The organism is Streptomyces sp. NPDC028635, from assembly GCF_040637635.1.
Classification (GTDB): Bacteria; Actinomycetota; Actinomycetes; order Streptomycetales; family Streptomycetaceae; genus Streptomyces.
Genome location: NZ_JBEZWX010000030.1, coordinates 55,644 through 77,355 on the forward strand (window position 1 = coordinate 55,644; position 21,712 = coordinate 77,355).

The 21,712-nt window shown below is 70.4% G+C and carries 15 protein-coding genes and 1 tRNA gene; 9 read left to right on the forward strand and 7 right to left on the reverse strand.

Annotated elements, in window-relative coordinates; all coding sequences use genetic code 11:
* Window positions 1–466 precede the first annotated feature (466 nt).
* From AB0E88_RS26655 to AB0E88_RS26685, 7 genes are all read left to right on the forward strand, one after another.
* Window positions 467–2,746, forward strand: coding sequence for an FdhF/YdeP family oxidoreductase (locus AB0E88_RS26655; RefSeq protein ID WP_361635292.1), 2,280 nt, complete (start codon window positions 467–469; stop codon window positions 2,744–2,746).
* An 80-nt stretch (window positions 2,747–2,826) separates the two neighbouring features.
* Complete coding sequence (locus AB0E88_RS26660) at window positions 2,827–3,315, forward strand: hotdog fold thioesterase (RefSeq protein WP_361635295.1); 489 nt, start codon at window positions 2,827–2,829, stop codon at window positions 3,313–3,315.
* Between the two features lie 808 nt (window positions 3,316–4,123).
* On the forward strand, window positions 4,124–5,359 hold the full coding sequence (locus AB0E88_RS26665; RefSeq protein WP_361635298.1) for a branched-chain amino acid ABC transporter substrate-binding protein: 1,236 nt from the start codon (window positions 4,124–4,126) through the stop codon (window positions 5,357–5,359).
* Between the two features lie 122 nt (window positions 5,360–5,481).
* Window positions 5,482–6,414 carry a branched-chain amino acid ABC transporter permease gene (locus AB0E88_RS26670; RefSeq protein WP_361635300.1) on the forward strand — a complete coding sequence of 311 codons (933 nt, stop codon included), beginning with the start codon at window positions 5,482–5,484 and terminating at the stop codon, window positions 6,412–6,414.
* A gap of 5 nt (window positions 6,415–6,419) precedes the next feature.
* Window positions 6,420–8,246 carry a branched-chain amino acid ABC transporter permease gene (locus AB0E88_RS26675; protein ID WP_361635303.1) on the forward strand — a complete coding sequence of 609 codons (1,827 nt, stop codon included), beginning with the start codon at window positions 6,420–6,422 and terminating at the stop codon, window positions 8,244–8,246.
* 6 nt (window positions 8,247–8,252) lie between these two features.
* Window positions 8,253–9,152, forward strand: a complete 900-nt coding sequence (locus tag AB0E88_RS26680) for an ABC transporter ATP-binding protein (protein WP_361635306.1) — start codon at window positions 8,253–8,255, stop codon at window positions 9,150–9,152.
* Window positions 9,149–9,865: an ABC transporter ATP-binding protein gene (locus tag AB0E88_RS26685; RefSeq protein WP_361635308.1), complete on the forward strand. Its 717-nt coding sequence runs from the start codon at window positions 9,149–9,151 to the stop codon at window positions 9,863–9,865. Before AB0E88_RS26680 ends, AB0E88_RS26685 begins: the two co-directional genes overlap by 4 nt.
* A 73-nt stretch (window positions 9,866–9,938) precedes the next feature.
* On the opposite strand, the gene AB0E88_RS26690 is transcribed toward AB0E88_RS26685, so the two are convergent.
* Complete coding sequence (locus tag AB0E88_RS26690) at window positions 9,939–10,592, reverse strand: response regulator (protein WP_361635311.1); 654 nt, start codon at window positions 10,590–10,592, stop codon at window positions 9,939–9,941.
* A 100-nt stretch (window positions 10,593–10,692) separates the two neighbouring features.
* On the opposite strand from AB0E88_RS26690, the gene AB0E88_RS26695 reads away from it, so the two are divergent.
* A tRNA-Leu gene (locus tag AB0E88_RS26695) sits at window positions 10,693–10,767 on the forward strand.
* 142 nt (window positions 10,768–10,909) lie between these two features.
* Here the strand turns inward: AB0E88_RS26695 and pyk are convergent.
* Window positions 10,910–12,346 carry a pyruvate kinase gene (gene pyk, locus AB0E88_RS26700; protein WP_361635314.1) on the reverse strand — a complete coding sequence of 479 codons (1,437 nt, stop codon included), beginning with the start codon at window positions 12,344–12,346 and terminating at the stop codon, window positions 10,910–10,912.
* 184 nt (window positions 12,347–12,530) lie between these two features.
* Window positions 12,531–13,244, reverse strand: coding sequence for an SIMPL domain-containing protein (locus AB0E88_RS26705; RefSeq protein ID WP_361635317.1), 714 nt, complete (start codon window positions 13,242–13,244; stop codon window positions 12,531–12,533).
* A 162-nt stretch (window positions 13,245–13,406) separates the two neighbouring features.
* On the opposite strand from AB0E88_RS26705, the gene AB0E88_RS26710 reads away from it, so the two are divergent.
* Entirely contained in the window at window positions 13,407–15,206 is a 1,800-nt protein-coding gene (locus AB0E88_RS26710; RefSeq protein WP_361635321.1) for a 5'-nucleotidase C-terminal domain-containing protein, read from the forward strand.
* 65 nt (window positions 15,207–15,271) lie between these two features.
* On the opposite strand, the gene AB0E88_RS26715 is transcribed toward AB0E88_RS26710, so the two are convergent.
* The 4 genes from AB0E88_RS26715 to pepN form a co-directional block, all read right to left on the reverse strand.
* Window positions 15,272–16,678, reverse strand: coding sequence for a SidA/IucD/PvdA family monooxygenase (locus AB0E88_RS26715; RefSeq protein ID WP_361635324.1), 1,407 nt, complete (start codon window positions 16,676–16,678; stop codon window positions 15,272–15,274).
* Complete coding sequence (locus tag AB0E88_RS26720; protein ID WP_361635326.1) at window positions 16,675–18,048, reverse strand: aminotransferase class V-fold PLP-dependent enzyme; 1,374 nt, start codon at window positions 18,046–18,048, stop codon at window positions 16,675–16,677. Before AB0E88_RS26720 ends, AB0E88_RS26715 begins: the two co-directional genes overlap by 4 nt.
* Window positions 18,049–18,242: 194 nt before the next feature.
* Window positions 18,243–19,067 carry an NmrA family NAD(P)-binding protein gene (locus AB0E88_RS26725; RefSeq protein ID WP_361635329.1) on the reverse strand — a complete coding sequence of 275 codons (825 nt, stop codon included), beginning with the start codon at window positions 19,065–19,067 and terminating at the stop codon, window positions 18,243–18,245.
* Window positions 19,068–19,178: 111 nt separating this feature from the next.
* Complete coding sequence (pepN, locus tag AB0E88_RS26730) at window positions 19,179–21,668, reverse strand: aminopeptidase N (protein WP_361635332.1); 2,490 nt, start codon at window positions 21,666–21,668, stop codon at window positions 19,179–19,181.
* Between the last annotated feature and the right edge of the window lie 44 nt (window positions 21,669–21,712).

Consider the following 21,712-nt stretch of genomic DNA (forward strand, 5'->3'; position numbering starts at 1 on the left):
GCTGTGCCCGGGTGCGCCGCCGGGGTTCGCTCGACCGGGGCTGCCGGGTCGCGCCGCCGCTGCGGGGCCTCCGTCCCCGCAGAGTGTGGGGGGCCGCACAAGGGACGGAAGCGTGAGGCGACGTGGCGGGGCGTGCAGCGCGACGTGATCAAACAGGAAACGGCGCATGTGAGCCATCGGTCCTGCGAGGCCCGCCCCCCCCGGATCCGCACCCGCGCCGTACCCGGCGGCGAGCCGTGCCCCCACGCACCCGGGCCCGAGTCACCTCCGTACAGCTCCCGGACTGCGACCGACCGCTCCCCCGCTGGCGCCGAGCGGGGCCGCCCCGCGAGTGGACCGGCGCGGACCCTTCCGGGTCATCGCCCGCCCGGCAGGGCACGCACGCCCAGGGGGCTGATCGTTGTCGGTGGGCCGTGCGAGGATCTGAGGCCGTACCACCGACGTGTACCCGAAGGAGAGTGCGCGAATGGCGACGAAGCCGCCGAAGGCCGACCCCGTCCAGGACGCGCCGCAGGTCGCGGAGCCGAAGCGCGCCGCGGCCGGGCTGCCGGCCATCGGGTACACGCTGCGCATGGCCCAGCAGCAGATGGGCATGAAGCGCACCATGCTCACGCTGCTGAGCGTGAACCAGAAGGACGGCTTCGACTGCCCCGGCTGCGCCTGGCCGGAGCCGGACCACCGGCACAAGGCGGAGTTCTGCGAGAACGGCGCGAAGGCGGTCGCCGAGGAGGCCACGCTGCGCCGGGTCACCCCGGAGTTCTTCGCCGCGCACCCGGTCTCCGACCTGGCGACCAGAAGCGGGTACTGGCTGGGGCAGCAGGGTCGTCTGACGCATCCCATGTATCTGCCCGAGGGCGCCGACCACTACGAGCCGGTCACCTGGGAGCGCGCCTTCGGCATCGTCGCCGAGGAGATCGCCGCGCTCGGCTCCCCGGACGAGGCCGTCTTCTACACGTCGGGCCGCACCAGCAACGAGGCCGCGTTCCTCTACCAGCTCTTCGCCCGCGAGCTGGGCACGAACAACCTGCCGGACTGCTCCAACATGTGCCACGAGTCCTCCGGCTCGGCCCTCGGTGAGACGATCGGCGTCGGCAAGGGCAGCGTCCTGCTGGACGACCTCCACCAGGCCGACCTGATCATCGTCGCCGGACAGAACCCGGGCACGAACCACCCGCGCATGCTCTCGGCGCTGGAGAAGGCCAAGGCGAACGGCGCGAAGATCATCAGCGTCAACCCGCTGCCCGAGGCCGGCCTGGAGAAGTTCCACAACCCGCAGACCGCCAAGGGCCTCACTTCGGGTGCCGCGCTCACCGACCTGTTCCTGCAGATCCGCATCGGCGGCGACCAGGCCCTCTTCCGCCTCCTGAACAGGCTGATCCTCGAGACCGAGGGCGCCGTCGACGAGGAGTTCGTCCGCGAACACACCCACGGCTACGAGGAGTTCGCGCGGGCCGCCCGCGCCGCCGACTGGGACGAGACGCTCACCGCGACCGGTCTGACGCGCGAGGACATCGAGCGGGCCCTGTCCATGGTCCTCGCCTCGCAGCGCACCATCGTGTGCTGGGCGATGGGCCTCACCCAGCACAAGCACTCCGTGCCGACGATCAGGGAAGTCGTCAACTTCCTGCTGCTGCGCGGCAACATCGGCCGTCCCGGCGCGGGCGTGTGCCCGGTGCGCGGCCACTCCAACGTGCAGGGCGACCGCACCATGGGCATCTTCGAGCGCCCGGCGCCGGCCTTCCTGGACGCGCTGGAGAAGGAGTTCGGCTTCGCTCCGCCGCGCGAGCACGGCTACGACGTCGTCCGGGCCATCCGCGCGCTGCGCGACGGCGAGGCGAAGGTGTTCTTCGCGATGGGCGGCAACTTCGTCTCCGCGTCCCCCGACACGGAGGTCACCGAGGCGGCCATGCGGCGCGCCCGCCTGACGGTGCACGTGTCGACGAAGCTCAACCGCTCCCATGTGGTGACGGGTGCGCGGGCGCTGATCCTGCCGACACTCGGCCGCACCGAACGGGATCTGCAGGAGGGCGGCGAGCAGTTCGTCACCGTCGAGGACTCCATGGGCATGGTGCACGCCTCCCGTGGCCGGCTGGAGCCGGCGAGCCGGCATCTGCTGTCCGAGCCGGCCATCGTGTGCCGTCTCGCCCGCCGGGTGCTCGGGGAGCGGAGCGTCGCACCCTGGGAGGAGTTCGAGAAGGACTACGCGACGATCCGCGACCGCATCGCGCGTGTGGTCCCCGGCTTCGCGGACTTCAACGCGCGCGTGGCCCGCCCGGGCGGCTTCGCGCTGCCGCACGCCCCGCGTGACGAGCGGCGCTTCCCGACGGCCACCGGCAAGGCCAACTTCACCGCCGCCCCGGTGGAGTTCCCGAAGCTGCCTGAGGGCCGGCTGCTGCTGCAGACACTGCGCTCGCACGACCAGTACAACACCACGATCTACGGCCTCGACGACCGTTACCGGGGAATCCGGGACGGCCGCCGGGTGGTGCTGGTCAACCCCGAGGACGCCCGCGTCCTGGGCGTCACCGACGGCTCCTACGTCGACCTGGTCAGCGAGTGGCAGGACGGGGTGGAGCGGCGGGCGCCCGGCTTCCGGGTGGTGCACTACCCGACCGCGCGGGGCTGCGCGGCGGCCTACTACCCGGAGACGAACGTCCTGGTGCCGCTGGACGCCACCGCGGACACCAGCAACACCCCGGCCAGCAAGTCCGTCGTGGTCCGTCTGGAACAATCGGCCACCGACTGAGCGTTCGCTTAAGTCAGCAGGGCTCAGGCGTCCGCCTGAGCCGGCAAGGACGTGTCACGACGACGAACGGAGCCGGGCCCATGGGCGAGCAGCACGACGTGAAGTTCCCGCAGGAGGTCCTCGACGAGTACGCCGCCCTCGGCATCGACCTGCCGGCCCTCTTCTCCGCGGGGCACCTCGGGACGCGCATGGGCGTGCAGATCCGGGAGGCCTCCGCCGAGCGGGTCGTCGGCACCATGCCGGTGGAGGGCAACACCCAGCCCTACGGCCTGCTGCACGGCGGTGCGTCCGCGGTGCTCGCCGAGACGCTGGGCTCGGTCGGCTCGATGCTGCACGGCGGCAGCACCAAGATCGCCGTGGGCGTGGACCTCAACTGCACCCACCACCGCGGGGTGCGTTCCGGCCTGGTGACCGGGGTGGCGACGCCCGTGCACCGGGGCCGCTCGACGGCGACGTACGAGATCGTCATCTCGGACGAGCAGGGGCGGCGCGTGTGCACCGCCCGCCTGACGTGCCTGCTGCGTGACGTCAGGCCCGGCGACGAAGCCGCCGCCCGCCCGGCCGGCTGACCCGATCCCGCCGCCCCGACCCGCGCACGCCCGGCCGGCCGACCTCCAGCCCCCGGGGCCCCGCACTCCCGGCCGGCCCCCAACCCCGGGCCCCCGGGCCCCCGCACCCCCGGCCGACCCCGGCCCGGGCCCCCACCCCCGGCCGGCCTCCGGTCCCCCCGGCCCCGCCGGCCGGCACCGGCCTCCCTCGCGGGGCCGGCCCGCCCCTGCCGGGGAGGCCAACGCCCCACCCCCGCACCGCCCTTCACCCGAAGCCGTCCGTCCCCCTCCCACCGGGACGGGCGGCTTCGGCTTTTCCGGGGGCATCACGGACAAAGAAGCCGGTTCCCCCGCGCAAGATCACGATCACCCCCGCACCCCCCAATGCGGAAATCTGGCGAGGAATCCGCGATTCCTTTTTCTGATCCGTAACCGTGCGTAATGCGAACGCAATAAACGATCACTCTTTTCGCTTGATCATCTTCTGGGGCCCGCCCCGGCCCGGGCCCCGTCAGTGGCCCATGGCAACGATTCCCGGTAATCAGCAAAAACGCCGAGACGCCTGAACGCACCCTGGCGAGTCCTGCGGATTCTCAGAATCCGGACGGGGCGAATCAGCCTGAATTCCGCTGTTCCCCCCACGCTGCACCGCTCTGCATTACGTCGTGTCATAACAAGAGCGTCACAGCATGGGACAGACACTCCTCCACGTTCCCCACACACGCTTAGAGTCACCGCCAGTCACCGCGCCGTCGGAATGCCACTTCGGCCCAGCGCTCGACTCAGCCGTTTCCACGGGGATTCGGCTGTGCCAGGGAAAGGACTGATCGTGCGTCAACGTTCGCTCATCGCCATCACCGCCGCGCTGGCGGCGGGAGCACTGACCCTCACCGCCTGCGGCTCGCGTGACAAGGACGGTGGCTCGGACTCCGGGAACGGCGGCGGCACCAAGGTCGTCATCGGCGTAGACGCGCCCCTCACGGGCGACCTGTCCGCGATCGGCCTCGGCATCAAGAACTCCGTCGACCTCGCCGTCAAGCAGGCCAACAAGAACAAGGCCGTCGACGGCATCACCTTCGAGACGCAGGCCCTGGACGACCAGGCCCAGCCGTCCTCCGGCCAGCAGAACGCCACCAAACTGGTCGCCAACAAGGACGTCCTCGGCGTCGTCGGCCCGCTGAACTCCTCCGTCGCCGAGTCCATGCAGAAGGTCTTCGACGACGCCAAGCTGGTCGAGGTCTCCCCCGCCAACACCAACCCGTCGCTCACCCAGGGCACCAACTGGGCGACCAGCAAGACCCGCACGTACAAGTCGTACTTCCGCACCGCGACCACGGACGCCGTCCAGGGCCCGTTCGCCGCCCAGTACGTCTTCAACAAGGCCAAGAAGAAGAAGGTCTTCGTCATCGACGACAAGAAGACCTACGGCGCCGGCCTCGCGGGCACCTTCACCACCGAGTTCAAGAAGCTCGGCGGCACCGTCGCCGGCACCGAGCACATCAACCCCGACGCCAAGGACTTCTCCGCGGTCGCCACCAAGGTCAAGAACTCCGGCGCCGACGTCGTCTACTACGGCGGCGAGTACCCCCAGGCCGGCCCGCTCAGCAAGCAGATCAAGGCCGCGGGCGCCCAGGTCCCGGTCGTCGGCGGCGACGCCATCTACGACCCCACCTACGTCAAGCTCGCCGGCGCCGCCAGCAACGGCGACCTCGCCACCTCCGTCGGCGCCCCGCTCGAAGAGCTCCCCTCCGCCAAGCAGTTCCTGGACAACTACAAGGCGGGCGGCTACAAGGAGGCCTACGGCGCGTACGGCGGCTACGCCTACGACTCCGCGCAGGCCATCATCGAGGCCGTCAAGAAGGTCGTCGCCGACAACAACGGCAAGCTGCCCTCCGACGCCCGCGCCAAGATCATGGAGGCCATGCAGAACGTCTCCTTCGACGGAGTGACCGGCAAGGTCTCCTTCGATCAGTACGGTGACACCACCAACAAGCAGCTCACCGTCTACGCCGTCGAGAACGGGACCTGGAAGACCGTGGAGTCCGGCACCTACAACGGTGGCTGACCCGCACTTCCCGCACCATCCATGAGCCGCGCGGGGCGCTGTTCCACTTGGCGCCCCGCGCGGACTCACATCCGGACATCCGGCACATCCGTCGAACATCCGAACGTCTCGGAGGACATGCGGTGAACGAACTGCCGCAGCAGCTGGTCAACGGCCTGCTACTGGGATCCATGTACGGGCTGGTCGCCATTGGCTACACGATGGTCTACGGCATCGTCCAGCTCATCAACTTCGCCCACGGCGAGATCTTCATGACCGGGGCGTTCGGCGCCCTCACGGTCTACGCCTACGTCCTGCCCGACGGCACCAGCATGTGGATAGCCCTCCCCCTCATGCTGATCGGCGGCATCATCGTCGCCGTCCTCGTCGCCGTCGCAGCGGAACGATTCGCCTACCGGCCCCTGCGCACCGCCCCCCGACTGGCGCCCCTCATCACCGCCATCGGCCTCTCCCTCGCGCTGCAGCAGGCCGTCTGGGCCTGGTACCCCGAGGCCAAGTCCGCCCGCACCTTCCCCCAGATCCCGGGCGGCCCCTTCCACATCGGCAGTGTCACCATCCAGACCGGCGACATCTTCCTGCTGATCGCGGCCCCCCTGAGCATGGCCGTCCTGGCGTACTTCGTCATGAAGACCCGCACCGGCCGCGGCATGCAGGCCACCGCGCAGGACCCGGACACCGCCAAGCTCATGGGCATCAACACCGACCGCATCATCGTGATCGCGTTCGCCCTCGGCGCCGCCTTCGCCGCCGTCGCCGGAGTCGCCAACGGCCTCAAGTACGGCCAGATCGACTTCAAGATGGGCTTCATCCTCGGCCTGAAGGCCTTCACCGCAGCCGTCCTCGGCGGCATCGGCAACATCTACGGCGCCATGATCGGCGGCGTCGTCCTCGGCGTCGCCGAGACCATCGCCGCCGCCTACATCTCCGATCTCCCCGGCATGGACAAGTTCGGCAGCCAGTCCTGGGCCGACGTCTGGGCCTTTGTACTCCTCATCCTTGTTCTGCTGCTCAGGCCCCAGGGCCTGCTCGGCGAGCGCGTCGCGGACAGGGCGTGACACCGATGACCACACAGACCACCGCACCCGAAACCCCCAGCGCCCCCACCGCCGGAACCCCCACCGGACTCATCGGCATCCCGGCCACCCTCGGCCGCGCCCTCGCCACCGCCGGCGCCGTCCTCACCATCGTCGCCACCTTCCTCGCCTGGACCTGGACACAGGAATTCCCCGGCGACCTCACCGTCTACGGCTACCCCGGCGGCCTCCAGGTCCTCGTCCTCATCGGCGGCATCCTCACCACCGTCCTCGCCGTCGCCTCCTACGACGTGAAGTACCTGCGCTGGCTCGTCCCCGCCGGCGCCGACGCCGCCCTCAAGTTCGCGGCGCTCGCCACCTTCGCCACCGCCTGGTACACCGTCATCTCCATCAGCGTCGAACTCGGCGGCGTCGTCAACCTCGAACCCGGCGGCTACCTCGTCGCCGTCACCAGCCTCGTCGCCCTCCTCGGCGCCCTCGCGCTGCCCTTCCAGCGGCCCGAACCCGACCCCATCGACCCCGACGACAACGGCTGGGAACACTTCAAGAACCGCGCCGCACACGGCCGGGCCACCCTCAAGGCGGCCTTCACCGGCGGCAGCGCGCGCCCCGCGCCGAAGCTCCCCGCGTTCGCCGAGATCCTGGTCATCGTCGCCGTCCTCGCCGTCGCCCTCGTCGTCTTCACCTACGGCATCGGCACCGAGTACGACGAACTCTTCGTCGGCTTCCTCATCACCGCGGGCTTCGGCTTCGCCGCCCTCGCCAAGGCCGGCCTCGTCGCCCACGCCTCCGAGATCACCGCCCGCCACCAGAACATCACCATGGTCGGCGCCTTCGTCACCGCCGCCCTGTTCCCCTTCACCCAGACCGACGACCAGTACGCGACCCTCGGCGTCTACATCCTCATCTTCGCCACCGTCGCCCTCGGCCTGAACATCGTTGTCGGCCTCGCCGGCCTCCTCGACCTCGGCTACGTCGCCTTCCTCGGCGTCGGCGCCTACGCCGCGGCCCTCGTCTCCGGCTCCCCCAGCTCACCGCTGCACGTGCACTTCCCGTTCTGGGCCGCCGTGCTCGTCGGCGCCGCAGCCTCCCTCGTGTTCGGCGTCCTCATCGGCGCCCCCACCCTGCGACTGCGCGGCGACTACCTCGCCATCGTCACCCTCGGCTTCGGAGAGATCTTCCGCATCACCGTCAACAACCTCGACGGCACCTCCGGACCCGACATCACCAACGGCTCCAACGGCATCTCCTCCATCCCCAACCTGAACATCCTCGGCTGGGACCTCGGCGCCGAACACACCATCGCCGGCTTCACCATCGGCCGGTTCGCCAACTACTTCCTGCTGATGCTGCTCATCACGGCCGTCGTCGTCCTCGTCTTCCGACGCAGCGGCGACTCCCGCATCGGCCGCGCCTGGGTCGCCATCCGCGAGGACGAGACCGCCGCCCTCGCCATGGGCATCAACGGCTTCCGGGTCAAACTCATCGCCTTCGCCGTCGGCGCCTCCCTCGCCGGACTCGCCGGCACCGTCCAGGCCCACGTCACCTACACCGTGACCCCCGAGCAGTACCAGTTCGCCGGCCCCATCCCGCCCAACAGCGCCTTCCTGCTCGCCGCGGTCGTCCTCGGCGGCATGGGCACCATCGGCGGCCCCCTCATCGGCGCCTCCCTGCTCTACCTCATCCCCAACAAGCTGCAGTTCCTCGGCGACTACCAGCTCTTCGCCTTCGGCGTCGCACTCATCCTCCTGATGCGCTTCCGCCCCGAAGGCCTCGTCGCCAACCGGCGCCGGCAGCTCGAATTCCACGACGACGCCGAAGTGCCCGCAGTCCTCGGCAAGACAGGGGCCTGACACAAGATGACCACCCAGACCATCACCAGCGGCGAGACCGTCCTCGACGCACGCGGCGTCACCATGCGCTTCGGCGGCCTCACCGCCGTACGCGGCGTCGACCTCACCGTGGGCAGCGGCGAGATCGTCGGACTCATCGGCCCCAACGGCGCCGGCAAGACCACCTTCTTCAACTGCCTCACCGGCCTGTACGTCCCCACCGAGGGCGAAGTCCGCTACAAAGGCAACGTCCTGCCGCCCAAATCCTTCAAGGTCACCGCGGCCGGCATCGCCCGCACCTTCCAGAACATCCGCCTGTTCGCCAACATGACGGTCCTCGAGAACGTCCTCGTCGGCCGCCACACCCGCACCAAGGAAGGCTTCTGGTCCGCCGTCCTGCGCGGCCCCGGCTTCCACAAGGCGGAGAAGGCCTCCCGCGAACGCGCCATGGAACTCCTCGAGTTCGTCGGCCTCGCCGGCAAGGCCGACCACCTCGCCCGCAACCTCCCCTACGGCGAACAGCGCAAGCTGGAGATCGCCCGCGCCCTCGCCAGCGAGCCCGGCCTGCTCCTCCTCGACGAGCCGACGGCCGGCATGAACCCGCAGGAGACCCGCACCACCGAGGAACTCGTCTTCGCCATCCGCGACCAGGGCATCGCCGTCCTCGTCATCGAGCACGACATGCGGTTCATCTTCAACCTCTGCGACCGCGTCGCCGTCCTCGTCCAGGGCGAAAAACTCATCGAGGGCGACAGCGCCACCGTCCAGGGCGACGAACGCGTCATCGCCGCCTACCTCGGCGAACCCTTCGAAGGCGACCCCGGCGAAGCCGAAGCCGCCCGCGTCGAAGCCGCCGAAGCCCAGGCCCCCGCCCCGACGGCCGAGGCCACGACGGACGCCGCGCCCGGCAAGGAGAACGACCGATGACCGCACTGCTCGAAGTCGAGGACCTCCGCGTCGCCTACGGCAAGATCGAAGCCGTCAAGGGCATCTCGTTCAAGGTCGAAGCAGGCGAAGTCGTCACCCTCATCGGCACCAACGGCGCCGGCAAGACGACCACCCTGCGCACCCTCTCCGGCCTCCTCAAGCCCGTCGGCGGCCAGATCAAGTTCAACGGCAAGTCGCTCAAGAAGGTCCCCGCCCACCAGATCGTCTCCCTCGGGCTCGCCCACTCCCCCGAAGGGCGGCACATCTTCCCGCGCATGACCATCGAGGACAACCTCCGCCTCGGAGCCTTCCTGCGCAGCGACCGCCCCGGCATCGAAAAAGACATCCAGCGCGCCTACGACCTCTTCCCCATCCTGGGCGAACGGCGCAAGCAGGCCGCCGGCACCCTCTCCGGCGGCGAACAGCAGATGCTCGCCATGGGCCGCGCCCTGATGTCCCAGCCCAAGCTGCTCATGCTGGACGAACCCTCCATGGGCCTCTCCCCCATCATGATGCAGAAGATCATGGCCACCATCGCCGAGCTGAAGTCCCAGGGCACCACCATCCTGCTCGTCGAACAGAACGCCCAGGCGGCGCTCTCCCTCGCCGACCAGGGCCACGTCATGGAAATCGGCAAGATCGTCCTGTCCGGCACCGGACGCGACCTCCTGCACGACGAGTCCGTCCGCAAGGCCTACCTCGGCGAAGACTGAGCATCCCCGCCCCGCACACGACGAGGCCCGCGCCCCCTCCCCGGGGACGCGGGCCTCGCCCGTACGACCGTGATCAGCCCTTCGCGGCCTTCTTCTCCTCGGCGTCCTGGATGACCGCCTCGGCGACCTGCTGCATCGACATACGGCGATCCATCGACGTCTTCTGGATCCACCGGAACGCCGCCGGCTCCGTCAGCCCGTACTCCGTCTGAAGGATCGACTTCGCCCGGTCCACCAGCTTGCGCGTCTCCAGCCGCAGCGTGAGGTCCGCGACCTCCTTCTCCAGCGTCTTCAGCTCCGTGAACCGAGACACGGCCATCTCGATCGCCGGAACGACATCGCTCTTGGAGAACGGCTTCACGAGGTACGCCATCGCCCCCGCGTCCCGCGCCCGCTCCACCAGGTCGCGCTGCGAGAACGCGGTCAGCATCAGCACCGGCGCGATGCCCTCCTCGGCGATCTTCTCGGCCGCCGAGATGCCGTCGAGCTTCGGCATCTTCACGTCCAGGATCACGAGGTCCGGCTGATGCTCACGGGCCAGCTCGATCGCCTGCTCGCCGTCACCGGCCTCGCCGACGACGGAGTAGCCCTCCTCCTCGAGCATCTCTTTGAGGTCGAGCCGGATCAGGGCCTCGTCCTCAGCGATGACGACACGGGTCGTCAGCGGAGGCACGTGCGACTTGTCGTCGTCGGTCACGTCAGCGGGCTGGGGCGACTCGGCGGTCACAGGAGCTCCTCGTTCAGGGCAGGGGTACTGCTGACAAGAGCCTACCTAGCTGCGGTAAGGTGGGTGCGCGGAGGGTCAGGGATGACCTTTGATTCTGCGAGCCCCGGTAGCCCAATTGGCAGCAGGCAACGGATTCAAAACCCGTACAGTGTCGGTTCGAGTCCGACCCGGGGCACTTTTCCTTGGTTTCCAAGGTCAGCGTTTCCCAGGCCGAAAGAGAAGGGCCCCTCAGCGAGGGGCCCTTTTGCGTTGCCCGGGAATGTCACCTTCCCGGCGGACGCCGCCTTCCCGGCCGATGCCGTCGTCTCCGGCGGGACCTACTTCGGGCTGTCGTCCTCGCCGATGTGGTGGACTCGGACCATGTTCGTCGAGCCGGAGACTCCGGGCGGGGAGCCGGCGGTGATGACGACCACGTCGCCCTTGGCGCAGCGGCCGTATTTCAGGAGCAGTTCGTCGACCTGGTCGACCATGGCGTCGGTGGAGTCGACGTGGGGGCCGAGGAAGGTTTCGACGCCCCAGCTGGTGCTGAGCTGGGAGCGGGTGGCGGGGTCGGGAGTGAAGGCGAGGACGGGGATCGGGGAGCGGTAGCGGGAGAGGCGGCGGGCGGTGTCGCCGGACTGGGTGAAGGCGACGAGGAATTTCGCGCCGAGGAAGTCGCCCATTTCGGCGGCGGCGCGGGCGACGGCTCCGCCCTGGGTGCGGGGTTTGTTGCTGTCGGTGAGCGGGGGGAGGCCCTTGGCCAGCATGTCCTCCTCCGCCGCGGCGACGATCTTGGCCATGGTCTTGACCGTGTCGATGGCGTGTTTGCCGACGCTGGTCTCGCCGGAGAGCATGACGGCGTCGGTGCCGTCGAGGACGGCGTTGGCGACGTCGCTGGCTTCGGCGCGGGTGGGGCGCGCGTTCTCGATCATGGAGTCGAGCATCTGGGTGGCGACGATGACCGGCTTGGCGTTGCGCTTGGCGAGTTTGATGGCGCGCTTCTGGACGATGGGGACCTGTTCGAGTGGCATTTCGACGCCGAGGTCGCCGCGGGCGACCATGATGCCGTCGAAGGCGGCGACGATGTCGTCGATGGCCTCGACCGCCTGGGGTTTTTCGACTTTGGCGATGACGGGGAGGCGGCGGCCTTCCTCGTCCATGATGCGGTGGACGTCGAGGATGTCCTTGCCGGAGCGGACGAAGGACAGGGCGATGACGTCGAAGCCGGTGCGCAGGGCCCAGCGCAGGTCGTCTTCGTCTTTTTTGGACAGGGCGGGGACGGAGACGGCGACGCCGGGCAGGTTGAGGCCCTTGTGGTCGGAGATCACGCCGCCTTCGACGACGCGGGTGCGGACGCGGGGGCCGTCGACGCCGGTGACTTCGAGGCAGACTTTGCCGTCGTCGACGAGGATGCGTTCGCCGGGGGTGACGTCGTCGGCGAGGCCGTGGTAGGTGGTGCCGCACTGGTCGTGGTTGCCTTCGGCGCCGTCTTCGACGGTGATGGTGAAGGTGTCGCCGCGTTCAAGGAGTACGGGTCCTTCGGTGAAGCGGCCGAGGCGGATCTTCGGTCCCTGAAGATCGGCGAGGATGCCGACGCTGCGGCCGGTTTCGTCGGCCGCCTTGCGCACACGGTGGTAGCGCTCCTCGTGCTCGGCGTGGCCGCCGTGGCTGAGGTTGAAGCGGGCGACGTCCATTCCGGCGTCGACCAGGGCTTTGATCTGGTCGTATGTGTCGGTGGCGGGGCCCAGGGTGCAGACGATTTTCGCTCGGCGCATGAGTCGAGCCTATGACTTACCGGTGGGTAGAGAATTGGCCGGGCGTGACTACTCAACAACCTTTGAGTGAAGTGCTATTGACAAGTGTTGAATTGTGCGGCGGTGCGCTCCGATGAGCGTACGGATGTCATTCGTTCGGGTGCCCCGGCAGGGTTTTCGAATACCGGAATTCTGAATGCGGCGGTCACAGGCGGGGCGGGACCATCGTGAACCGTGCGTTGATCTGTGCGTGGACGTGCTGGCGCTGGGGTTCGAGGTCGAGCGGCGGGGCGGCCGCGGCGGGTTCGGCGGGACCGCCGTAGGTCAGGGAGCGGGCGCGGCCGGGGGCCGGGGGGTAGGGCGGGGTGGGGCTTTCCGCGCCGATGTCGGCGAGTTCGACGAGGGCGGCGAGGGTGGTGCCGAGCGCTTCGGCGTATTCGCGGGCGCGCTGGACGGCGGCCTGGACCGCTTGCCGGCGTGCGGTGCGGTGGACGGGTGAGTCGGGGCGCAGGGACCACCAGGGGCCGTCGACCCGGGTGAGGTCCAGGTCGGCGAGGCGGGTGGTGAGTTCGCCGAGTGCCGTGAAGTCGGTGAGTTCGGCGGTGAGGTGGACGGCGCCGTGGTAGGTGCGGACGTGTTCGCCGCGGCTCTTGGGGGTGAGGACGGGGGTGAGGGTGAGGGCTCCGGTCTCGAGGCGTTCGACGGCGTCGCCGTAGGACTTGACCAGGTCGAGGACGTCGGCGTTGCGTCGGGTGAGGTCGGCCAGGGTGGTGCGGCGGTCCTTGCCGCGGGCGGTGACCGTGACGCCGATGCGGGCGAGTTCGGGGTCGACTTCGAGGTGGGCTTCGCCGCGCACGGCGATGCGGGGGGCGTCGGGGGTGCCGTAGGGCAGGGCGGTGGGTTCCTGAGTGGGCGTCATGGGGTCACTGTCGCAGTTGTGGTCACCAGATCGAAACCTCCGGGGCCTGTTGCGTGCCGCTGAGCGCGGGTCAGAATCTACGCGCGTTATCTACGCGCGTCGTTGTCCCGTGCGCGTCGTTGTCCCGTCCCACGAGGGCGTTGTAGCGAGGAGAGGCAGGCCATGGCGTTGAACCGCCGGAAGTTTCTGGAGAAGTCGGCAGCGACCGGGGCGGGGGTGGCCGTGGCGAGTGCGGTGACGGCTCCCGCCGCGCAGGCGGCGCCCGCCGGCCGGGGCCGTGAGAAGCGGTACGCGCTGACCGTGATGGGGACGACGGACCTGCACGGGCACGTCTTCAACTGGGACTACTTCAAGGACGCGGAGTACGCCGACAAGGCGGGCAACGCTCAGGGTCTGGCGCGTATCTCGACGCTGGTGAACCAGATCCGGGCGGAGCGGGGCCGGGAGAACACCCTGCTGCTGGACGCGGGTGACACCATCCAGGGCACGCCGCTGACGTACTACTTCGCGAAGGTGGACCCGATCACCGCCCAGGGTGGTCCGGTGCATCCGATGGCGCGGGCGATGAACGCGATCGGGTACGACGCGGCGGCGCTGGGCAATCACGAGTTCAACTACGGCATCGAGACGCTGCGCAAGTTCGAGGAGCAGCTGGACTTCCCGCTGCTGGGCGCGAACGCGGTGGACGCGAAGACGCTGCGGCCGGCGTTCCCGCCGTATGTCATCAAGACGTTCCATGTGAAGGGCGCGCGGCCGGTGAAGGTGGCGGTGCTGGGGCTGACCAACCCCGGGATCGCGATCTGGGACAAGGCGTATGTGCAGGGGAAGCTGGCGTTCCCGGGTCTGGAGGAGCAGGCCGCGAAGTGGGTGCCGAAGCTGAGGTCGATGGGTGCGGACGTGGTGATCGTCTCGGCGCACTCGGGTACGTCGGGGACGTCGTCCTACGGTGACCAGGTGCCGTACGTGGAGAACGCGGCGGCGAACGTGGCGAAGCAGGTGCCGGGGATCGACGCGATCCTGGTCGGGCACGCGCACCTGGAGATTCCGGAGCTGAAGGTCGTCAACGAGCAGACGGGAAAGACCGTCGTGCTGTCGGAGCCGCTCTGCTATGCGGAGCGGCTGACGGTGTTCGACGTGGAGCTGGTGTTCCGCCGGGGCTGCTGGGAGGTGGAGTCGGTCGCGGCGTCGCTGCGGGACTCCAGGACGGTGGCGGACGATCCGCGGATCACGCGGCTGCTGACGGAGCAGCACGCGAAGGTGGTGGCGTACGTCAACCAGGTGGTCGGCAAGGCGACGGAGACGCTGACGACGGTCGAGGCGCGGTACAAGGACGCGCCGATCATCGATCTGATCACGAAGGTGCAGGAGGACGTGGTCAAGGCGGCGCTGGCGGGGACGCAGTACGCGTCGTTGCCGGTGGTCGCGCAGGCGTCGCCGTTCTCGCGCACGTCGGAGATCCCGGCGGGGAACGTGACGATCCGGGACCTGTCGAGTCTGTACGTCTACGACAACACGCTGGTCGCGAAGCTGATGACGGGTGCGCAGCTGCGGGCGTACCTGGAGTATTCGGCGGAGTACTACGTGCAGACGGCGCCGGGTGCGCCGGTGGACGTGGAGCAGCTGACGAACGCGGGCGGGCGTCCGGACTACAACTACGACTATGTGTCGGGGCTGGCGTACGACATCGACGTCGCGCAGCCGGCCGGGTCGCGGATCAAGAACCTGATGTTCGGCGGGGCGCCGTTGGACGACGCCCAGCAGTTCGTGCTGGCGGTGAACAACTACCGGGCGAACGGCGGTGGCGCGTTCCCGTTCGTGGCGTCGGCGAAGGAGCTGTGGTCGGAGTCGACGGAGATCCGGACGCGGATCGCCGAGTGGGTGACGGCGAAGGGTGTGCTGGATCCGAAGGACTTCGCGTCGGTGGACTGGAAGCTGACGCGTAACGGTGTGCCGGTGTTCTGACGTCCGGTGGGGTGACACGGGGGCGGGTCGGCGGGTGCCGGCCCGCCTCTGTGTCGTGCGGCCGTTCAGCGGGGTTCGACGAGCGGGGTGAGGTTGTCGTGGGGGCGGCGGGCGGCCGGTACCTGGCCGGCCGTCAGGCCGAAGGTGGTGAAGGCGGTGCGGGCGGGCAGGGGGTAGGTCTCCTTGCCGGTGACGGAGTTGAGGATGGTGGCGCTGCGCCAGGCGGCGAGGCCGAGGTCGGGGGCGCCGACGCCATGGGTGTGGCGTTCGGCGTTCTGGACGTGGATCGAGCCGGTGACGGACGGGTCGAGGACGAGGCGGTAGTGCTCGTCGATGCGGGGGCGGTCGCTGCTGTCGCGGCGCAGGTAGGGGTCGAGGCCGGCGAGGAGCTGGTCGAGGGGGCGTTCGCGGTAGCCGGTGGCGAGGACGACGGCGTCGGTGGCGAGGCGGGTGCGGGTGCCCTGCTGGATGTGTTCGAGGTGGAGTTCGACTTTGGTGGCGGCGAGGCGGCCGGCGGTGCGGACGCGGACTCCTGGGGTGAGGACGGTGTCGGGCCAGCCGCCGTGCAGGGTGCGGCGGTAGAGCTCGTCGTGGACGGCGGCGAGGGTGTCGGCGCTGATGCCTTTGTGGAGTTGCCACTGGGCGGCGACGAGCTGGTCGCGGACGGGTTCGGTGAGGGCGTGGAAGTAGCGGGTGTAGTCGGGGGTGAAGTGTTCCAGGCCGAGCTTGGAGTACTCCATGGGCGCGAAGGCGTCGGTGCGGCCGATCCAGGTGAGGCGTTCACGGCCGGCGGGGCGGTGGCGGAGCAGGTCGAGGAAGATCTCGGCGCCGGACTGGCCGGAGCCGACGACGGTGATGTGGCCGGCGGCGAGGAGGCTGTCGCGGTTGTCGAGGTAGTCGGCGGCGTGCAGGACGGGGACGCCGGGGGCGTCGGCGAGGGGTTTGAGCGGGTCGGGGACGTAGGGCTCGGTGCCGATGCCGAGGACGATGTTGCGGGTGTGGGTGCGGCCGAGGGCTTCGGCTTCGCCGTCGGCGTCGAGCTGGGTGTAGTCGACTTCGAAGACGTCGCGTTCGGGGTTCCAGCGCACCGCGTCGACCTGGTGGCGGAAGTGCAGTGCGGGGAGGTTGGCGGCGACCCAGCGGCAGTAGGCGTCGTATTCGGTGCGCTGGATGTGGAAGCGCTCGGCGAAGTAGAAGGGGAAGAGCCGGTCGTGGGCCTTGAGGTGGTTGAGGAAGGACCAGCGGCTGGTGGGGTCGACGAGGGTGACGAGGTCGGCGAGGAAGGGGACCTGGATGGTGGCGCCGTCGAGGAGGAGTCCGGGGTGCCAGCTGAAGGCGGGGCGCTGTTCGTAGAAGGCGGTGTCGAGTTCGGTGAGGGGGTGGGCGAGGGCGGCGAGGGAGAGGTTGCTGGGGCCGATTCCGATGCCGACGAGGTCGCGGGGGGTGCCGGGGGTGGTGGGGGGCGGGGTCATCGGGGGGTGGTTCCTTCCACGAGGGCGTCCCGGACGAGGGTGAGGAGTGCGTTCAGGTCGCTGGTGCGGGCGCGGGGGTTGAGGAGGGTGGCCTTCAGCCAGAGGCGGCCGTCGGGGCGGGCGCGGCCGAGGACGGCGCGGCCTTGGTTCAGCAGGGTGCGGCGCAGCGCGGCGACGGTGGGGTCGTCGGCGCCGGTGGGGCGGAACAGGACGGTGCTGAGGGTGGGGGTGTCGTAGAGGTCGAAGTCGGGGTGGTCCTTGACGAGGGCGGCGAGTTCCTGGGCGAGGTCGAGGACCTTCTCGACGAGGGCGGCGAGGCCGTGCCGGCCGAGGGTGGTGAAGGTGGCGGCGATCTTCAGTACGTCGGGGCGGCGGGTGGTGTGCAGGGAGCGGCCGAGGAGGTCGGGGAGGCCTGCGTCGGTGTCGTCGTCGGCGTTGAGGTAGTCGGCGCGCTGGTTCAGTGCGGTGAGGTCGTGGGGGTCGCGGACGGCGAGGACGCCGGCGGGGACCGGTTGCCAGCCGAGTTTGTGCAGGTCGAGGGTGATGGTGTGGGCGGCGTCGAGGCCGGTGAGGCGGTCGCGGTGGCGGTCGCTGAAGAGGAGTGCGCCCGCGTAGGCGGCGTCGATGTGCAGGCGGGCGCCGTGGGCGGTGCAGCGGGCGGCGATGTCGGTGAGGGGGTCGATGAGGCCGGCGTCGGTGGTGCCGGCGGTGGCGGCGACGAGGTGGGGGCCGGGCAGTGCGGTGAGGGCGTCGTCGAGGGCGGCGGGGTCGAGGGTGCCGCCGGGCGCGGGGACGATCACGGGGTCGGGCAGGCCGAGCAGCCAGGCGGCGCGGGTGAGGGAGTGGTGGGCGTTCTCTCCGGTGAGCAGGCGCAGGCCGGGGCCGTGGCGTTCGCGGGCCAGGAGCAGGGCGAGGTGGTTGGACTCGGTGCCGCCGCTGGTGATGAGGGCGTCGGCGGTGCCGGCCTGCCGGGCGAGGGCCTCGGTGACGAGGGTTTCCAGGGCGGAGGCGGCGGGGGCCTGGTCCCAGGAGTCCAGGGAGGGGTTGAGCGCGGACGCGGCGAGGTCGGCGGCGGTGGCGACGGCGAGGGGCGGGCAGTGCAGGTGGGCCGCGCACAGCGGGTGGGCGGGGTCGGCGGCGCCTGCGGCGAGGGCGGTGACCAGGGTGTGCAGGGCGGCCGGGTCGCCGTCGTCGGGCAGGATGTCGCCGATCGCTTCGCACAGGCGAGCGGTGACCTGTGGGGGGCCGCCGGCGGGCAGGGGGCCGCCGCGGGCGCGGGTGCCTTCGCCGAGGGCGTCGAGGACGGTGTCGAGCAGGGGGCGCAGCGCCTCGGGACCGTCGGGTCCCGAGGCGAGGGGCGGCGTGCTCATGTCGATCCTCCGGGGGGCCGCGGGACGGGGCTTCCAGCTTGTACGCGGAAGGTTCGGGTACGCCCGGAATATCCAACGATCGCCACCCCTTGGGGGTACGTCCTTGCGTGTGAGGCGTGTTGGGAGTACGGGCGGGTGTCCTGCGGCTCGGGAGGGTGTCGCGTGGGGCCGGTGGGGTCGGTGGGGCCGGTGCGTCAGGCGCGGAAGTCCGCGGCGTGGTCGGCGGCCCACTCGGCGAAGGTGCGGGCGGGGGCGCCGGTGATCTTCTCGACGGTGGGGGTGATCTCCGGGGGTGTGCCGACGGTGTCGGCGAAGGTGCGCAGCAGCCGGTCGAGCATCTGCGGCGGCACGTGCGGGAAGAGTTCCGCGCCCGCCTCGTGGGGCGGGACCTCGACGAAGCGCAGGTCGCGGCCGACGGCCCGGCCGATGGCGGTGACCTGGCCGGCGTTGCTGACCGCCGCGGGGCCGGTGAGGCGGTGGACGGCGCCTTCGTGGCCGGTGTCGAGGAGGGCGCGTTCGGCGACGGCGGCGATGTCGTCCTCGTGGAGGGGCGCGGTCAGGCCGTCGGCGTAGACGCCGCGGACGGCGGTGTGCCCGGCGCGGACCTGGGGTGCGTACTGGAGGGCGTTGGTGGCGAAGGCGCCGGGCCGCAGGAAGGTGAAGTCGAGGCCGCTGTCGCGCAGTTGCTGTTCGACGCGGGCGTGCATGACGTGGATGGGGTGGGTGGGGTCGTCGGCGCCCTCCTGGATGATGCTGGAGGACAGCAGGACGACGTGGCGTACGCCGGCCGCTTGGGCCGCGGGGAGCAGCTCGGCGCTCTGGACGTAGAGGAACAGCTTGGTCACGCCGTCGAACAGGGCGCCGGGATCGTCCGCGGTGACACGGACGACGTCGGCTCCTTCGGGCAGGGCGGCGCGCTGCGGGTCGCGGGTGAGCGCCCGCACGGGGGCGCCGGCGGCGAGCAGGCGGTGGACGAGGGCACGGCCGACGTTGCCGGTGGCGCCGGTCACTGCGATCACGGTGTTCTCCTGACGTTTCAGGGCTGATCGCCCTGGGCCCTTCGAGCCTAGGAAGGGTGATCAGCCCCGCGCATCGTCGTCAGGGACCAGCCGTGCCCTACGCCCCTGGTCCTACTCCCCCGCCTCGCCCCGCACCCGCAACGCCCGTGCGAGGTCGTCGAGTTGGTCGGCGAGCTTGCGGCGCAGGGCCGGGATGGGTTCGGCGTCGCGCAGGCACTGTTCGCCGAGGCGGAGGGTCTCGGTGTCGACGGCGTGCACGGGGAACGCCCAGCGGCCGGCGGCGTCGGCCATGGCGGGGCCGCGGCGGGCGGCGACGGCGACCGCGTCGTCGTAGTAGCGCTCGACGTAAGGCCGGACGAGGCCGGCCTGTTCGGGCTGCCAGAAACCCTGCGCGGTGGCGGTGAAGAGGTAGTTGGACAGGTCGTCGCCGTCGAACATGGCCTGCCAGGCGCGGGCCTTCGCGTCCGCGTCGGGCAGGGCGGCGCGGCAGCGGGCGGCGCCTTCCTGGCCGGCGGCGGAGGGGTCGCGGTCCAGTTCGGCGGCGATGGCGGCCTCGTCGGTGGCGCCGAGGACGGCGAGCCGGGCCAGCACGCGCCAGCGCAGCTCGGGGTCGAGTTCGGGGCCGCCGGGCACGATGCCGTCGGTGAGCCAGGCGGCGATGGTGTCGGGGTGGGCGGCGGTGTCGATGTAGTGGCGTACGGCGATCAGGCGCAGGCCGGGGTGGTCGCCGTCCTCGGTGCGGCGGATGAGGTCGCGGCACAGGTCGGTGAGGGTGGCCAGGGCGGCGGGCCGCTGTGCGGGGCTGACGTAGCGGTCGGCGATCTGGCCGGAGGCGAAGGCGAGGACGCCCTGGACGAGGGCGAGGTCCCGCTCGTGCGGCAGGTGGGTGCGGGCGGCTTCCAGGTAGGCGGTGGGCGCCAGTTCGCCGTCGCGGACGGCGTCGCGCAGCGCGTTCCAGACGACGGCGCGGGTGAGCGGGTCGGGCAGGCCGGCGAGGCCGGTGCGGACGGCGTCGAAGGAGCCCGCGTCGAAGCGGACCTTGGCGTAGGTGAGGTCGCCGTCGTTGAGGAGCAGCAGGGCGGGCTTCTTGCCCAGCGGGTGCGGTGCGGTGAGCGGGATGTCGATCTCGACGCGTTCGCGCAGGGTGAGTCCGCCGTCGTCGGTGAGGTCCTGGTCGTACAGGCCGACGGCGATGCGGTGCGGGCGGCTGCCGGTGCGGGCGACGGTCAGCGTGCGGTCGCCGTTGCTGCCGTTGATGTGGGGGGTGAGGGTGTCGACTCCGGTGGTGCGCAGCCAGGCGTCGGCCCAGGCGTGGACGTCGCGGTCGGTGGCGGAGGCGAGGGAGTCGATGAAGTCGGCGAGGGTGGCGTTGGCGAATTTGTGCCGGGCGAAGTGGGTGTTGATGCCGGCCAGGAAGTCCTTCTCGCCGAGCCAGGTGACGAGCTGGCGCAGCGCGGAGGCGCCCTTGGCGTAGGAGATACCGTCGAAGTTGAGCAGCGCGGAGGCGGTGTCGGGGACGGCTTCGGGGGCGACGGGGTGGGTGGAGGGGCGCTGGTCGGCGTCGTAGCCCCAGGCTTTGCGGGTGACGCCGAACTCGACCCAGGGCTGGGTGAAGCGGGTGGCTTCGAGGGTGGTCTGGTAGCCCATGTACTCGGCGAAGGACTCGTTCAGCCAGATGTCGTCCCACCACTGGAGGGTGACGAGGTCACCGAACCACATGTGGGCCATCTCGTGGGCGATGACCATCGCGCGGGTCTGCCGCTCGGTGTCGGTGACGGCGGAGCGGTAGACGAACTCGTCGCGGAAGGTGACCAGGCCGGGGTTCTCCATGGCGCCGGCGTTGAACTCGGGGACGAACGCCTGGTCGTAGGAGTCGAAGGGGTAGGGCTCGGTGAACTTCTCGTGGTAGCGGTCGTAGCAGGCGCGGGTGATGTCGAGGATTTCCTCGGCGTCGGCGTCGAGGTAGGGGGCGAGCGAGCGGCGGCAGTGGATGCCGAAGGGCAGGCCGCGGTGTTCGGTGCGTACGGAGTGCCAGGGGCCGGCGGCGACGGCGACGAGGTAGGTGGAGATCAGCGGGGTGGCCGCTGCCTTCCAGCGGCCGTCGCCGAGGTGTTCGGTGATGCCGTTGGCGAGGACGGTCCAGCCTTCGGGCGCGGTCACGGTCAGCTCGAAGACGGACTTGAGGTCGGGCTGGTCGAAGGCGGCGAAGACGCGCTGGACGTCCTCCATGAACAGCTGGGTGTAGACGTAGGTCTCGCCGTCGCTGGGGTCGGTGAAGCGGTGCATGCCCTCGCCGGTGCGGGAGTAGCGCATGGCCGCGTCGACACGCAGTTCGTGTTCGCCGGCGGTGAGGTTCTTCAGCGGCAGGCAGTTGCCGTCGAGGCTGTCGGGGTCAAGGGGCTGTCCGTCCAGGGTGACGCTGCGCAGCTCGGCCGGCTTCAGCTCCACGAAGGTGTCCGCGTCCGTCCGGGCGGTGAAGCGGATCAGGGTGCGGGAGTCGAAGGTCTCGTCGCCGGCCGTCAGATCGAGGTCGATCGTGTACCGCTGGACGTCGAGGAGCTGGGCACGGGTCTGCGCTTCGTCGCGCGTGAGTACGGACATGCAGGACATGCTGCCTGATGGCACCGGCATCGCACAGGGGCGGT

Bases quoted from the DNA above. Each gene is read 5' to 3' on its own strand.
- AB0E88_RS26655 (WP_361635292.1), top strand. From the start codon at position 467: ATGGCGACGAAGCCGCCGAAGGCCGACCCCGTCCAGGACGCGCCGCAG.
- AB0E88_RS26660 (WP_361635295.1), top strand. From the start codon at position 2,827: ATGGGCGAGCAGCACGACGTGAAGTTCCCGCAGGAGGTCCTCGACGAG.
- AB0E88_RS26675 (WP_361635303.1), top strand. From the start codon at position 6,420: ATGACCACACAGACCACCGCACCCGAAACCCCCAGCGCCCCCACCGCC.
- AB0E88_RS26680 (WP_361635306.1), top strand. From the start codon at position 8,253: ATGACCACCCAGACCATCACCAGCGGCGAGACCGTCCTCGACGCACGC.
- AB0E88_RS26685 (WP_361635308.1), top strand. From the start codon at position 9,149: ATGACCGCACTGCTCGAAGTCGAGGACCTCCGCGTCGCCTACGGCAAG.
- pyk (WP_361635314.1), bottom strand. From the start codon at position 12,346: ATGCGCCGAGCGAAAATCGTCTGCACCCTGGGCCCCGCCACCGACACA.
- AB0E88_RS26705 (WP_361635317.1), bottom strand. From the start codon at position 13,244: ATGACGCCCACTCAGGAACCCACCGCCCTGCCCTACGGCACCCCCGAC.
- AB0E88_RS26710 (WP_361635321.1), top strand. From the start codon at position 13,407: ATGGCGTTGAACCGCCGGAAGTTTCTGGAGAAGTCGGCAGCGACCGGG.
- AB0E88_RS26715 (WP_361635324.1), bottom strand. From the start codon at position 16,678: ATGACCCCGCCCCCCACCACCCCCGGCACCCCCCGCGACCTCGTCGGC.
- AB0E88_RS26720 (WP_361635326.1), bottom strand. From the start codon at position 18,048: ATGAGCACGCCGCCCCTCGCCTCGGGACCCGACGGTCCCGAGGCGCTG.
- pepN (WP_361635332.1), bottom strand. From the start codon at position 21,668: ATGTCCGTACTCACGCGCGACGAAGCGCAGACCCGTGCCCAGCTCCTC.